Annotated in this window: 15 protein-coding genes; 9 read left to right on the top strand and 6 right to left on the bottom strand. The window is 71.3% G+C overall.

Features of this window, described 5'->3' with window-relative positions; all coding sequences use genetic code 11:
* Positions 1-37 precede the first annotated feature (37 nt).
* On the top strand, positions 38-913 hold the full coding sequence (locus O7620_RS19485; protein WP_278124284.1) for a biotin--[acetyl-CoA-carboxylase] ligase: 876 nt from the start codon (positions 38-40) through the stop codon (positions 911-913).
* A 95-nt stretch (positions 914-1,008) separates the two neighbouring features.
* A complete protein-coding gene (locus tag O7620_RS19480) occupies positions 1,009-1,581 on the top strand; it encodes a PH domain-containing protein (protein WP_278124283.1) in 573 nt (190 codons plus the stop codon).
* Between the two features lie 46 nt (positions 1,582-1,627).
* Here O7620_RS19480 and O7620_RS19475 read toward each other — a convergent pair whose 3' ends face one another.
* The 3 genes from O7620_RS19475 to O7620_RS19465 all read right to left on the bottom strand — a co-directional run bounded on the left by O7620_RS19475 (position 1,628) and on the right by O7620_RS19465 (position 3,612).
* Positions 1,628-2,266, bottom strand: a complete 639-nt coding sequence (locus O7620_RS19475) for a MaoC/PaaZ C-terminal domain-containing protein (protein ID WP_278124282.1) — start codon at positions 2,264-2,266, stop codon at positions 1,628-1,630.
* Complete coding sequence (locus O7620_RS19470; RefSeq protein WP_278127057.1) at positions 2,263-3,000, bottom strand: GtrA family protein; 738 nt, start codon at positions 2,998-3,000, stop codon at positions 2,263-2,265. The genes O7620_RS19475 and O7620_RS19470 overlap by 4 nt, the downstream gene beginning before the upstream one ends.
* 63 nt (positions 3,001-3,063) lie before the next feature.
* Positions 3,064-3,612, bottom strand: coding sequence for a GtrA family protein (locus tag O7620_RS19465; protein WP_278124281.1), 549 nt, complete (start codon positions 3,610-3,612; stop codon positions 3,064-3,066).
* Positions 3,613-4,037: 425 nt separating this feature from the next.
* Here O7620_RS19465 and O7620_RS19460 point away from each other — a divergent pair, with 425 nt between their 5' ends.
* The 4 genes from O7620_RS19460 (at position 4,038) to O7620_RS19445 (ending at position 9,172) form a co-directional block, all read left to right on the top strand.
* Positions 4,038-5,882, top strand: a complete 1,845-nt coding sequence (locus O7620_RS19460; protein WP_151490569.1) for a phosphoenolpyruvate carboxykinase (GTP) — start codon at positions 4,038-4,040, stop codon at positions 5,880-5,882.
* A gap of 37 nt (positions 5,883-5,919) precedes the next feature.
* Positions 5,920-6,777, top strand: a complete 858-nt coding sequence (locus tag O7620_RS19455; protein WP_278124278.1) for a hypothetical protein — start codon at positions 5,920-5,922, stop codon at positions 6,775-6,777.
* 450 nt (positions 6,778-7,227) lie between these two features.
* Positions 7,228-8,370 (top strand): geranylgeranyl reductase family protein, encoded by a 1,143-nt coding sequence (locus tag O7620_RS19450; RefSeq protein ID WP_278124276.1) that lies wholly within the window; start codon positions 7,228-7,230, stop codon positions 8,368-8,370.
* 31 nt (positions 8,371-8,401) lie between these two features.
* Positions 8,402-9,172 carry an isoprenyl transferase gene (locus O7620_RS19445; protein ID WP_151491828.1) on the top strand — a complete coding sequence of 257 codons (771 nt, stop codon included), beginning with the start codon at positions 8,402-8,404 and terminating at the stop codon, positions 9,170-9,172.
* Between the two features lie 10 nt (positions 9,173-9,182).
* On the opposite strand, the gene otsB is transcribed toward O7620_RS19445, so the two are convergent.
* From otsB to O7620_RS19430, 3 genes are all read right to left on the bottom strand, one after another.
* Positions 9,183-10,007 (bottom strand): trehalose-phosphatase, encoded by an 825-nt coding sequence (gene otsB, locus O7620_RS19440; protein ID WP_278124275.1) that lies wholly within the window; start codon positions 10,005-10,007, stop codon positions 9,183-9,185.
* A 67-nt stretch (positions 10,008-10,074) separates the two neighbouring features.
* Positions 10,075-10,428 (bottom strand): hypothetical protein, encoded by a 354-nt coding sequence (locus O7620_RS19435; protein WP_278124274.1) that lies wholly within the window; start codon positions 10,426-10,428, stop codon positions 10,075-10,077.
* Positions 10,429-10,590: 162 nt separating this feature from the next.
* Positions 10,591-11,034, bottom strand: coding sequence for an XRE family transcriptional regulator (locus O7620_RS19430; RefSeq protein ID WP_278124273.1), 444 nt, complete (start codon positions 11,032-11,034; stop codon positions 10,591-10,593).
* A 264-nt stretch (positions 11,035-11,298) separates the two neighbouring features.
* On the opposite strand from O7620_RS19430, the gene O7620_RS19425 reads away from it, so the two are divergent.
* The 3 genes from O7620_RS19425 (at position 11,299) to O7620_RS19415 (ending at position 13,827) form a co-directional block, all read left to right on the top strand.
* Entirely contained in the window at positions 11,299-11,643 is a 345-nt protein-coding gene (locus O7620_RS19425; RefSeq protein ID WP_151491824.1) for a hypothetical protein, read from the top strand.
* 31 nt (positions 11,644-11,674) lie between these two features.
* A complete protein-coding gene (locus O7620_RS19420; protein WP_074316807.1) occupies positions 11,675-12,010 on the top strand; it encodes a hypothetical protein in 336 nt (111 codons plus the stop codon).
* A gap of 401 nt (positions 12,011-12,411) precedes the next feature.
* Complete coding sequence (locus O7620_RS19415) at positions 12,412-13,827, top strand: PhoH family protein (RefSeq protein ID WP_278124271.1); 1,416 nt, start codon at positions 12,412-12,414, stop codon at positions 13,825-13,827.
* The last annotated feature ends 269 nt before the right edge of the window (positions 13,828-14,096 follow it).

Here is a 14,096-nt window from a genome sequence, read left to right as displayed (position 1 = left end):
CTCAGTGCCGCTCCGGTCACCGCCGTAGGCTGGCGGGATGTCGGGCTCCCCGTACACCGATCTGGACCGCCCGCCGCTGTCGGCGGCCCGGCTGCGGCGCGCGCTGGTCGCGCCGAACGGGCCGTGGGCCCGGCTGGAGTTGCACGCCGAGACCGGCTCCACCAACGCCGACGTGGCCGAGGCCGCCGCGGCGGGTGAGCCGGAGGGCCTGGTCGTGGTCGCCGAGCGGCAGACCGCCGGGCGCGGCCGGCGCGGCCGGGTGTGGCAGTCGCCGCCGCGCGCCGGCATCGCGACGAGCGTGCTGCTGCGGCCCGGCGAGGCCGTGCCGGACCGCGGCTGGCCGGCGGCGCCACCCACGGGGTACGGCTGGTTGCCGCTGCTCGCCGGCGTCGCGCTGGTGGAGGCGGTGCAACGGCTGGCCGAGCTGGACGCCACCCTGAAGTGGCCCAACGACCTGCTGATCGGCGACGCCAAGTGCGCGGGGGTGCTCGCCGAGGCGGTGCCCGGGCGTTCGCCGGCCCAGCCGCCGGCCATCGTGCTCGGCGTCGGGCTCAACGTGACGCTGCGCGCCGACGAGTTGCCGGTGAACCCGACCGGGCTGCCGGCCACCTCCCTGCAACTGGCGGGCGCGGCGGCCACCGACCGGGATCCGCTGCTGCGGGCGCTGCTGCGCTCGGTCGCCGACTGGTACGACCGCTGGCGTGTCGCCGGCGGGGACGCCGTGGCCAGCGGGCTGCGCGACGCCTATCTGGCGGCCTGCGCCACGGTCGGCCGTGAGGTGCGCGTCCTGCTCCCCAACGGCGAAACCCAGACCGGCACCGCCACCGGAGTGGACCCGGACGGCCAGCTGATCCTCAGCACCCCGACGGGCGACCGCGCCCTGGCCGCCGGCGACGTCCTCCACCTGCGGTGATCTCCACCTGAGGGTGGGGGCCGCGTGGCGGATGTTGTGGTGGGGCTTGGGGGGTTTACCGTCTGCGCGTCGAGAAAATGGCGTTGGAGGTTGTCGTGGCGTTTCCCGAAGATGTGCTCACCAAGGACGAGCACGTCGTGCTGCACCTGCATCCGCACTGGAAGGCCCTGATCCGGCCGATCGTGGTGCTGGTGCTGGCCATCGCCGCGGTGGTGGTCGGCGTGCTCCTGCTGCCCGAGAGTGGCGGCGGTTCGATCGCCCTGGCCGTGATCGGGGTCATCGCCCTGGGCGCGGTGCTCTGGCTCGGTCTGTGGCCGTTCCTGGTCTGGCGTACCACCCACTACCTGTTCACCAACGAGCGCGTCCTGCTGCAGCAGGGTGTCTTCTCCCGGGATCGACGGGACCTCCCGCTCACCCGGATCAACGACCACTCGATGAACCAGCACTTCTTCGAGCGGCTGCTCGGCTGCGGCACGCTCACCATCGAGTCGGCCGGCGAGCGCGGCCAGTCGGTGCTCTCCGACGTGCCGGGCGTCAGCCGGGTGCAGACCACCCTGTACGAGCTGGTCGAGGCGCAGCACGACAAGCACTCGTTGGGCGACGGGGAGATGCGCGACATCCTCGCCGACATGCGCGAGGGCAAGCCGCTGCGCGACACCACGACCTGATCCCGAACGGCTGAGATCGTTCCGGCGTACGCGCGCCGGGGTGGTCTCAGCCGGTCGGTCCGGCCCCCGTCGGCTCGGTCCTGGTCGGGCGGGCCTCGGCCCGGGCGGGTCCGGTCTGGTCGGGTTCCGCAGCGTCCGTCCCGGCCGGGTCAGTCCCGGTCGGCTCCGTCTCGGCTGACTCCGTCGCGGTCGGGCGTAGGGCGAACCAGCCACGGAACCGGGTCCGCAGCACCTCCTGCTCGGGTCGACCGTCCGGGCCGAGGCGGAGCATGGTGCCGGTGAGGGTGGCCGTACCGAGCCCGGGGCGGGCGGTCGACGGCCGGGCGCCCATCACGTCGACCCGTACGGCGAGCCGGTCCCCGGCGCGCACCGGGGCGAGCCAGCGCAGTTCCTCCAGGCCGGGGGAGGCGTCCGCCGCCGCCCGGGACAGCAGATGGTCGACGTACGCCCGCATGAAGAGGCTGACCGTGTAGAAGCCGCTGGCGATCACGCCACCGTGCCGGCTTGCACCGGCCAGCTCCGGGTCGACGTGGTACCACTGCGGGTCGAACCGGCGGGCGAAGGCGACCATCTCGTCGCCGTCCACGGTGACCACGCCGAGATCGACGGTGAGCCCCGGGACGAGGTCCTCGAAGAACAGCTCGGCGGAAGCCCCGGTGCCGGAGCGGGCGGCGGGCGTCGTCACCGGCGGGGCGAGCGGCGCGTGCCGGCGTGCAGTTCGGCGGCCAGTTCCGCGTCCAGGTTGGCCGTGAGGCCGGCGGGCAGCGGCGTGGGACGCCCCTGGACGGGTGCGCCGACAGGGCCGGGGTTGGCGGCGACGGTCGGACCGGCGCTCGGGTCCGGTCGCTTGTCGGCCTCCGCCTCCTCCAGCTCGGTGACCGACTCGGCGAGTTCGGCGACCGGGTCCATCTCGGCCATGGTGTCCCACTCGTCGCGCGGAAGGCCGATCCAGGTGGGCTCGGGCTTCGCCTCTTCCTCGGCCGGTACGACGGGTTGGAAGACGAAGGTCCGGTAGGACCAGAATCGGAACAGGGTGGCCAGCAGGACGCCGGCGGTCTTCGCTACGTTCAGTGCCAGCAGACCGTGTACGCCGAGCCCGTACTTGGCCGCCGCCACGGCACCGAGTTCGATCAGCAGGCCGGCCCCGTTGAACAGGAAGAACAGGACGTACTCCCGGCGAAGTGCCGATTTCGGGCGATCCCGGTACGTCCAGTGGCGATTCATCAGATACGACGTGATCGTGGCGACGATGGTCGCGATCACGGTCGCCTTCAACTGACCGTTGACGAAAACGGTAAGTGCAAGGACATTGAACACCGCGTAATTGATGACGGTGTTGATGCCGCCGACGATGCCGAACTTGAGCGCCTCGTGGATGAACTTCTGCCAGCGCTCAGGCAGCAGACGGACAAGACGCATGCGAAACACCTTAGGGCAGTCGGAGAGGCCGGCGATCACCGGCTGGACGAGGTGGGCGGCAGGTCACGCCCCGTGGTCACGGTCGTGCTTCACCTGCGGAACGGTTCGGGTTCCCGCTTCGACGAAGACGAACCGCCGGTAGGACCAGAATCGGAACAGCGTGCCGAGGCCCGTGCCCACGACGAAGCTGGCGATGTTGTCGGCCAGCTGCGTCTGGAACACCGCAGGCCAGATGCTGCCCAGCCCGTACCGGCTGATCGCGAGGCAGGCCACCGCGATGCCGAGGCCGACCGCGTTGAAGAAGAAGAACAGCGCGTACTCGCGGGCGGGGTTGCTGCGCTGGCGGTGCCGCCAGGTCCAGAACCGATTGCCGACGAAGGCGACGGTGGCCGCGATCACCGTGGAGATCGTCTTGGCGGTCACCTGCTCGACACCGCGAACGGTGGTCAGGTAGTTGAACAGCGCGAAGTCGATGAGGAAGGCGATCCCGCCCACGGTGGCGAACTTGCTCAACTCGCGGAAGAGGTGACCGAAGCGGTCGAGCAGCACGCGGACCGGACCCCATCGGGTCTGCCGGGGGCCCGGTTGCTCCCCGGTCATTGTGGCGGCCACGGGCCGAGCCTACCGGCTGGTGACCAGTCAGCGGGGGAGCAACGACGAGCGGGTGTCGACGCTCGTGCCGGCCCGTCGCCGGGTGCGCCGCCGCTGCACAGAGCGTAACCAAGTGGGAGGACTGACGCGCCTCCGAACGGGAATCCACCAACCGGTCGGCGGGCAGGTCCACGGCCCGACCGCACCTCACGTCGGCCGGGGTACACAACAAGATTTGCGTGAAACTGCGCGGGAAAGCGGGTATCAGCTCGTGATACCGCAGCGTGGCCGTACCTTGTGCAGTTCTTCACAACCAGTCCCACTGACTCGGAAGGCTGCCCGGTTTACGCTGAGCCCAATCCCAGGTTTCCACGAAGCGACGCATCGCGCCGCTGAGACTCGTGCATCCCATAGATCGGTCAGCGTCGACCACAAGGAGATGTGTCATGGTTGCTCCGGCTGTTGTTCGGGGTATCGATCAGGCCCCGACGTCCCATCCGAAACTGCTTGCCTGGGTCCGTGAGGTCGCGGAACTGACAACCCCCGACCGTGTCGTCTGGGTGGACGGGTCCGACGAGGAGTGGCGTCGCCTCACCGATGAGCTGGTCGAGGCCGGCACGCTGATCCGACTGAACCCGGAGAAGAAGCCCAACTCGTTCTACGCGCGCACCGACCCGACGGACGTCGCCCGGGTCGAGGAGCGCACCTTCATCTGCTCCGTCGACGAGGCGGACGCCGGCCCCACCAACAACTGGATGGCGCCGGCCGAGATGAAGCGGACGATGACCGAGTTGTACCGCGGCTCGATGCGGGGCCGCACCATGTACGTCATCCCGTTCGTCATGGGCCCGGTCGAGGCCGAGAGCCCAATGTTCGGCGTCGAGATCACCGACAGCCCGTACGTGGTCGCGTCCATGCGGATCATGACGCGGATGGGTGCCCGGATCCTCGAGGCGATGGGCACCGACGCGGACTTCGTGCACGCGTTGCACTCGATCGGCGCGCCGCTCGCCCCCGGTCAGCAGGACGTGCCGTGGCCGTGCAACGAGACGAAGTACATCTCGCACTTCCCGGAGACCCGGGAGATCTGGTCGTTCGGCTCCGGCTACGGCGGCAACTCGCTGCTCGGCAAGAAGTGCTACTCGCTGCGGATCGCCAGCGTGATGGGCCGGGACGAGGGTTGGCTCGCCGAGCACATGCTGATCCTCAAGATCACCTCGCCGGAGGGCAAGGTCCACCACATCGCCGGCGCCTTCCCGTCGGCCTGCGGCAAGACCAACCTGGCCATGGTGGAGCCCACCATCCCGGGCTGGAAGGTCGAGACCATCGGCGACGACATCGCCTGGATGCGGTTCGGCCCGGACGGCCGCCTGTACGCGGTCAACCCGGAGTACGGCCTGTTCGGCGTCGCGCCCGGCACCGACTGGAAGACCAACGCCAACGCCATGCGCACGCTGGACCGGGGCAACTCGGTCTTCACCAATGTGGGTCTCACCGACGACGGCGACGTCTGGTGGGAGGGCATGGGCGATCCGCCGGCACACCTGATCGACTGGAAGGGCAACGACTGGACGCCGGAGAGCGACAGCCTCTCCTCACACGCGAACAGCCGGTTCTGCACCCCGATCACCCAGTGCCCGATCCTCGCCGACGAGTACTTCGACCCGAACGGCGTGCCGATCGACGCGATCCTCTTCGGTGGACGCCGGAAGGACACCATCCCGCTGGTGACCGAGGCCCGCGACTGGGTGCACGGCGTCTACATGGGTGCGACGCTCTCGTCGGAGACGACGGCCGCCGCCTCCGGTGCGGTCGGCGTGGTCCGCCGCGACCCGATGGCGATGCTGCCGTTCATCGGCTACAACGCGGGCGACTACTTCCGGCACTGGATCGAGATGGGCAAGGGCAACGACGGCGACGAGGCGAAGCTGCCGAAGATCTACTACGTCAACTGGTTCCGCAAGGACCCGGACGGCTCGTTCCTCTGGCCGGGCTTCGGGGAGAACTCCCGGGTGCTCAAGTGGGTCGTCGAGCGGATCGAGGGCACCGCCGACGCGGTCGAGACCCCGGTGGGCATGGTTCCGGCACCCGACTCGCTGGACGTCGAGGGCCTGGACATGACCCCGGAGGACGTCCGGATCGCGCTCAAGGTCGACCCGGACGAGTGGCGCAACGAACTGCCGCTGATCAACGAGTGGTTCGAGAAGTTCGGTGACAAGCTGCCGGGCGTGCTCTGGGCCGAGTTGGACGCCCTGCGCGCCCGCCTGGACGCCGCACAGCCGCAGCGGTAGGTGTGAAGGAAGCCCCTCGCGGGCATCATCGGATTCCATGAGGACGGCCGCCGAGACCGAAGTCCGGCGGCCGTCCGCCGTCCGGGTGCTCACCTTCCTGCTCGCGACGACCGCGGCGGCCACCGTCGTGGTCGAGCTGCTCAACTGGTGGTACGCCCCGGAGCAGGGCTTCGGGCTGGCGGTACGGACCGGCTGGGCGATGCTGCGCTCGTTCGGTTTCCTGCTGCTGATCGGGCACGTGCGACGAGGTCGGACGGTGGCCCGCCCGTTCGGGCTGATCCTCGCGGTCACCACGATCTTCGCCGTCGGCCGGCTGATCGTGCCCCGGCAGGGCGTGCCGCCGCTGCCCGGCCTGCTCGGCTTCGCCGTGCTCACCGCGCTCTGCGTGGCGGTGGTCTGGCTGCTCTACCGCTCATCGGCGCTCGCCGGGCATCTCGTCCGGCACCGGCCACGATTGGTCATCGACCGCGACGGCATCTCCTGGCGGGAAACCCCTCCACGCCGACCACAGGCCAGTGCCTGGTTGTTGACCAGCCGGGTGGCGGCCTTCACCTACAGCCCGTTAATGCTGGTGCCGGCCCTGGTGGCCGGGGGTTCCATCCTGGACGGTCGGCTGACCGCCGTGCCGGCCGTGCTGCTCTGGTTCGGCGCGGGCATCACGGCCAGCTACGCGGTGCTGTTCTGCACCGCCTTCCTGATGCGCGGCAAGGACTGGGCGCGTGGCCTGCTTGTCGTCGTCACGGTCGCCGTCCTCGCGGTGGACCTGCCGCTGTGCTGGTGGCTCCTCGGGGTGGACGGCCTGGTCCGCGACGGCGCCCCCCTGCTGGCCGCCGCCACACTGGCCCTGTACGGCCTGCGCCGTGCCGCCCGCGCCGACGACTCTGTGCCGGCCTGACACCGGCGCGACCCGATACCCGAGGGGTCGGCCGTCTCGCGGCCCGGACCCAGCACCGTGTGGTCCGGCCCTGTAGAGCTGCCCCAGATTTGGACCGCCTCGCGCGGCGCGCGCCGCGCCTAGATCGTGCTCGATGCAGGAAGTAGTGGCCTCATCGGTACGCCGACACCACTACTTCCTGGTTCCAGCACGAACACGACGGCGCACCACAGGGAGCGATGCCCCAGATGCGGGGCAGGTCTACAGGCGCGTGGACAGATGTGCCGACCTTTGCCGACCGGTGTGCTCGGACGAGGACCGGGAGCCATCAGCGCCGCGCGGTGCGGTCTGCGCGGGCGGGCAGGGGGCAGGATGGCGGGGTGGCGTCGGTCACAACGGCCGGCGTGGGTGGTGCGGGTGGATCGTCGGGGCGATGCGGGAGCAGTCGCGGCGGCCGGAGGGAGGCGCACGGTGGGCGACGAGTTCGATGTGGTGGTGGTGGGGGCGGGGCCGGCCGGAGCGGCAGCCGCGCTGACGGCCCGCCGGGCCGGTGCGAGTGTGCTGCTGCTGGACCGGGCCGACTTTCCCCGGGACAAGGCGTGCGGCGACGGGATCGCGGCCCACTCGGTGGATGTGCTCGCCGAGCTGGGGGTGCCCGAGGCGGTGGCCGGCTACGCCCCGCTGCCCGCGCTGCGCATGGTCGCCCCCGGTGGCGGGTCGGTGGCGCGGGCGCTGCCCCGACCGGCGTACACCGTGCCCCGGGAGGTCTTCGACGCGCGGCTGGTGGCGGCTGCGGTGGCCGCCGGCGCGCAGTTGCGGCGGCACTCCGTGCGCCGGGTCGAGCCCCGGGCGGACCGGGTGGTGCTCGACGGGGAGGTGTCCGGCCGGGTGGTGGTCGGCGCGGACGGCGCCGGATCGGTGGTACGTCGCGCCCTCGGCCACCGCCCGAACCCCGACCGGCACCTGGCGTTGGCCATCCGGGGGTACGCGCCGGCCTTGCCCGGCCCGTCCGAGCAGCTCATCGTCACGTCGCAGGCGCGCTGGCCGGCGTACGCCTGGTCCTTTCCGATCGGCGACGGGCGGGCGAACGTCGGGTACGGGGAGGTGCTGCGCGGCGAGCCGCTGAGCCGGGGTTACCTGCTGGATCGGCTGGCCGCGCTGCTGCCCGGCACCGATCTGGCGACGGTGACCGCGCTGCGCGCCCACCACCTGCCGCTGTCCACCCACCGGCCGGCGCCGGGGCAGGGTCGGACGCTGCTGGCCGGTGACGCGCTGTCGCTGATCAATCCGTTCACCGGCGAGGGCATCTTCTACGCGCTGCTCTCCGGGGCGCTGGCCGGTACGGCGGCCGCCCGCGCGCCCGAGACCGCCGCGCGCCGCTATGCCGACGGGTTGCGCCGCCGTCTCGGCACCCATCTGCGGCACAGCTCGGTGGCCGCCTGGCTGGCGCGACGACGGAGGGTGGTCGACGCGGCGGTGCGGGCGGCGCGCCGCGACGACCGGGTATTCGACGACGTGGTCGAATTGGGGCTGGGTGACGGGCGGCTTACCGCCCGGACCCTGGCCATGATCGGTGCCGGTCTGCCCGGCGGGGATCGGCCTCCCCGGCGGTGATCCGGCTGGCGGGTCGCTACGCTGCTAGGTGATGACGCTGCGGAACCTTATCTACTCCGTGTACGAGCGCCGGCTCACGGCGAAGCTCGCGGGTAAGCCGGTGCCCCGACACGTCGGGGTGATGTGCGACGGCAACCGCCGCTGGGCGAGGGAGATGGGCTTCGTCGACCCGAACGACGGGCACCGGGTCGGCGCGGCGAAGATCAAGCATGTGCTCGGCTGGTGCGACCAGGCCGGCATCGGGCACGTGACCCTCTACCTGCTGGCCACCGACAACCTGCGCCGCCCGGCCAGTGAACTGGATCCACTGCTGAAGATCATCGAGGATCTGGTGGTGGAGCTGGCCGAGGACGGCAACCCGTGGCGGCTGCGTATCGTCGGCGCGCTCGACCTGCTGCCGGCGCAGACCGCGGCGGCGCTCAAGGGCGCCGAGGAGCGCACCCGCGAGCGCAGCGGCGGCGCGGAGGTCAACATCGCGGTGGGCTACGGCGGCCGGCGGGAGATCACCGACGCGGTCCGCTCGCTCCTGCTGGAGCACGCGGCCTCCGGCGGCACCATCGAGGAGCTGGCCGAGGTGCTGGACGTCGAGCACATCTCCGAGCACCTCTACACGCGCGGCCAACCCGACCCCGACCTGGTCATCCGCACCAGCGGTGAGCAGCGGCTGTCCGGTTTCATGCTGTGGCAGTCCGCGCACTCGGAGTTCTACTTCTGCGAACTCAACTGGCCGGACTTCCGGCACATCGACTTTCTGCGGGCACTGCGCTCGTACGCCACGCGCCAGCGCCGCTACGGGGCCTGAGCCGAGCCCGTCAGGGCAGGTGGGTGAGCGCCTGGGTGAGGAAGTCACCCAGGGCGGCCGGGGACTCGATGGTGAGGTCGGCGGCGTTGGCCACCTCGTGGCCGGTTTCCGGGTTGGCGACCGCGACGCAGACGCCGAAGAAGTGCGGGTCGGCGGCGGCCCGGGCGCGCAGCGCGGCGAACGCCTTGATGTCCGAGACGTCGTCACCGAAATACCAGGCGCCGGTGGCGTCCCGGACGACCTCGCCGATCACCATGCCCTTGTCCCGGTCGACCGGGGGCTTGAGCTCCAGCACCATCCGCCCGGCCTGCACCCGCAGCCCCAGGCGGTCGGCCTGGGCCTGCCCCCACTGCTGGACGGTCGAGCCGAGCTGCGGCGCGGTACGCCAGTGCAGCGCCACGGAGAGCCGCTTGAACTCGACGAGGGTGCCCGGCGGCAGCTCCGTACGGGCCAGGTCGGCCAGCTCGGCCATGGTCGGCACCCAGGGCAGCGCGGCGGGCTCGGTGACGGTCTCGCCACCGGAGTGGCTGTGCTCCAGGCCGTAGAGGCCGTAGAGGTCCACGCCGGCCAGTCCGCCGAGGCGTTCCCGGAGGAACTCGACCGGTCGGGCGGAGACGATCGCGACCCGTTGCACGATCGGGGCCAGCGCCTCGATCGCGGCCAGCGCCTTCGGTGCGGGGCGTACCGCGGTCGGGTCGTCGTCGACGGGCGCGAGCGTGCCGTCGAAGTCGAAGAAGAGGACCGTCCCGGCGGCCCGGTCGGCGGTGGTTCGCCAGGCCTGGTCGGCGTTCAACGGGGTCCTCGGCTGCTGATTGCCCAGATTCAACGGCGGCACGCGCGTCAGCGTACCCCGGCGATGGGGGCTCATTCCTGGCCGAGCGGACGCGCTCGGCGGGTCACGGTCACCGTTCGGCGGCTCCCCGTCCGCGACGCCCGAACGGCACCACCGCCGCCTCCTGGCCGTGGCTCAGCAGGTAGCCCTCCACGAAGCCGGTGTTGCGGTCCCCGGTGTGGTTCTCGATCTCGTTGAGTCGTGCCACCAGGAACTCGGTGAGTGCGCTGATCCGGTCGTTGAGGCGCTCGTGCAGCTCGGCGACGACGGCCAGGATGACCGCCGTGCTGGCGCTGGTGAGCACGAGAAGGTTGACGAGCAGCGGAAGCTGCCCGCCGTTGACCACGAGGGTCACCACGTTGCCGGTCGCCCCCAGTGTCATCGACACGGTTGCGACCACGACTGCCAACCACTTCAGGGTCATGGACAGACCCCTCCTTCTGTCCCGCAGGGCTGGGTTCGGCCTTGTCCCGTCCCCCCGCCGATGACGAGCCCAAGCAGTACGAGTAGGGACGCTAGCGTGCCCGTTCCGGCCCCGGAGCGAAACGAATGAACCTGACCAGGCGTTCTTTCGCCATCTGAGGAACTACCCTGCTTGATTCCCTCTTTTTCGGACATCGACCGGCAACGTTGGGCGGTATGCGAGGTATCTGATGGTTTCGCGGATGTGGAACTTCTCCGCGTCCGACACGTCGGGGTCGACCAGCCGGCGCAGCAGCGCCTCCACGTCGGGGTCCATCGGAGGGGCGGGTTGGCCGGCGCGCGGGCCGGTCGCGGTGCGGTCCCAGCCGAGCGCGGCGAAGGCGGCGGCCGGATTGAGGCCCAGGCCCTCGCAGAAGGCGACCACCCGTTCGGCCTCCGGGTCGCTGGCCCAGTCGCCCCGGACCCACCGGTTGATGGTCTGCCGGGAGACGCCGGTGCGCCGCGACACCTCGGTGCCGCTCCAGGCCCGCGTCGCCCGCGCCTCGTCGAGCGCGCGCCGGACGAAGGTGGCGAAGGCGATCTTCCGCGCATTGGCCGTCTCGGTCACCCCGTGACGGTACGGCGAGGCGGCGGCGGGCGCGCGCCCAGGCGCGTCACTGTCACGTGAACGTGACGGGTTCCTCGGGTTTCCGGTAAACGATCCAGCGCCACTCTTGAGGGGTGTCACCCGGGCAGAATAGATGCCCGTAGTGGTGAAGGTAAACGGACGAAAAGCTGATACTGTCACGCTCATGGGACAACCTACGGTGTGTCACGTGCATGAGACGACTGGTGCTCACATGCGTCACGCTCCCGGTGCAGAGGGGGTGTGGTGACCGAGCTCGCCACCCGCGCCCAGGCCTTCGGGCTGATCGCCGAGGGGGTCGCCGCCGGGCTGACCGCCCCCTGGCGCCTCTACCTCGCCCGAGGCTGCCGCTATCTGTCGCTGAGCGTCGGCGACCGCACCGAGTGGAACGCCTGGCGTACCCATCTCGGCTGCCCGGAGCTGAGCGTCCGCGTGTACGACGCCGGCGGCGAGATCCGCCGGTCCTCGGTGGCCGAGGTCGTGCTGGACGGCTGCCGGATCAGCGTCGAACTGGTGGAGGAGGTCAGCACCGACGACCTGGACCGGTTGCTGGTCGCGGACCCCACCACCGTCGAGCCGGAGGAGCGATGATCCGGCGACCGGGCCGGGCCGGGGCCGCCCGATGAGCCCGTTCCTCGCGGTCTTCCTCGTCCTGGTGCTCGGTGCCACCAGCTACGCGGCCGGACGGCTGCACGGGCAGCTCAGCTACCGCATCGGCTACCGCTTCGGCTACCGGCAGGGCTACTTCGACGGTGACCGGGGCGCCTGGAACCGGCGGCGACGCGACGCCCAGGCGGCGATCGCCTCCGCCCTGTCGGTCTCCCCGGCCGGTGTCGTGCGCTCGGCCGGCACCGTGGCCCGCCCCGGCACCACCTACACCGGCTCGTCGTTCACCGCGCCGGCCGCCCCGATCACCGGGCGGCACCCGACCGGCACGCTCGTTCGACGTACCGGCTGAGCCGGCCGGCGGGCCGCCACCAGCGCGGACCCGCCGACCGGCGCCATGATCACGGTGCGTCGTCCGCGGCGGACACGCACCGTCGGGGTCACGTCAGACCGGTGACGGTGGCCCCACCGGCCGGGATGCGCGCAGGGGGCATGCATCCCGGCCGGATCCGCCGCGCCCGCCCGACCGGCGTGCGCGGCGTTCACCGCTCGTCTCCCGAAGATCCACGATCGCCCTCTAGCCGCGACGGGCCGCCGCCGCTAGCGTCTAGGCATGGCACGGGGTTCTCCCGGGCCAGCCGGTCCGCCCGGATCTGCGACCTCGCACACGGGGTTCCGCATCCGACCCCGTGTCCCCGGGCACCGGAGGAGGCGGAACACGGGTGGCGGGTGCCCATCCGTCGGAGCAGGCCTGTGACGACTCGCCGTACCACCGCCGGTGCCGATCAGACCCCGGCCGCGACTGCCACGACCCGCCGTGCCACCAGGAGCCGCCGTGCGGCGGCGACCGCGCCGGCCGACCCCAAGGAGCCGCGACCAGCAGGCCAGGCGTTCGTCCTGGACACGTCCGTGCTGCTCTCCGATCCGGCGGCGTTCCACCGGTTCGCCGAGCACGAGGTGGTGCTGCCGCTGGTGGTCATCACCGAGTTGGAGGGCAAGCGGCACCATCCGGAGCTGGGCTGGTTCGCCCGGCAGTCGCTGCGGATGCTCGACGAACTGCGCATCCGGCACGGCCGCCTGGACACGCCGGTGCCCGCCAACGACGTCGGCGGCACGCTGCGGGTGGAGCTGAACCACACCGACGACGGGGTCCTGCCGCCGGGTTTCCGCACCGAGAGCAACGACGCCCGGATCCTCTCCGTGGCGCTCAACCTCGCCGCGGAGGGGCGGGACGTCACGCTGGTAAGCAAGGACATGCCGCTGCGGGTCAAGGCCGCCTCGGTGGGCCTGCGGGCCGACGAGTACCGGCACGGCCAGGCCAGCGACCCGACCTGGACCGGCATGTCCGAGCTGGAGCTGGGTGAGGAGCAGATCTCCTCGTTGTACGCCGGGGAGACGCTCGACGTCGACGAGGCGGCCGGGCTGCCGTGCCACACCGGCCTGGTGCTGCACTCCGGGCGGGGCTCCGCGCTGGGCCGGGTGCTGCCGGACAAGTCGGTGCGGTTGGTCCGGGGCGACCGGGAGGCGTTCGGGCTGCACGGCCGTTCGGCCGAGCAGCGGGTCGCCCTCGACCTGCTACTGGACGAGTCGATCGGGATCGTCTCGCTGGGCGGGCGGGCCGGCACCGGCAAGTCGGCGTTGGCGCTCTGCGCGGGCCTGGAGGCGGTGATGGAGCGTCGCCGGCACAAGAAGGTGATCGTGTTCCGCCCGCTGTACGCCGTCGGCGGTCAGGAGCTGGGCTATCTGCCCGGTTCGGAGTCGGAGAAGATGTCGCCGTGGGCCCAGGCGGTCTTCGACACGCTCGGCGCGGTGGTGCACGAGAACGTGCTGGAGGAGGTCACCTCGCGGGGAATCCTGGAGGTGCTGCCACTGACCCACATCCGGGGGCGCAGCCTGCACGACGCCTTCGTGATCGTGGACGAGGCCCAGTCGCTGGAGCGGGGGGTCCTGCTGACCGTGCTGTCCCGCATCGGTCAGGGTTCCCGGGTCGTGCTCACCCACGACGTGGCTCAGCGCGACAATCTGCGCGTCGGGCGCCACGACGGCGTGACCGCGGTGATCGAGGCGCTCAAGGGCCATCCGCTCTTCGCCCACGTCACGCTCAGCCGTTCGGAGCGGTCGCCGATCGCCGCGATGGTGACGGATCTTCTGGAGGACATCCCACTGTGACGGTGCTTATATAGGCTTTTGTCCGCATTTTATGTGTGGCGCAGATCACAAACAGCCCGGTTGGTTTCCCATCGGTCTCACTGTGCGCGATGGTGTCCCACGAGCGCCCACGCACCACAGGCATCGCTGGTGATCGTTCGTCCCGAGCGGGGGCGACAGTGGCGAAGGTCGGTGCGTCGGCGCGACCGGCAACCGGTCGGGGCGCTCGCGGAACGGCCGACGGCCAGGTGGCCCGGCACCGCTCCGCGTCCTTGCACCCGACGAAGGGA

Origin of the sequence: Micromonospora sp. WMMD710, from assembly GCF_029626045.1 — a bacterium.
GTDB lineage: Bacteria > Actinomycetota > Actinomycetes > Mycobacteriales > Micromonosporaceae > Micromonospora.
The sequence above is the reverse complement of the archived record's forward strand: the minus strand, read 5'-3'. Positions and strand labels throughout refer to the sequence as shown.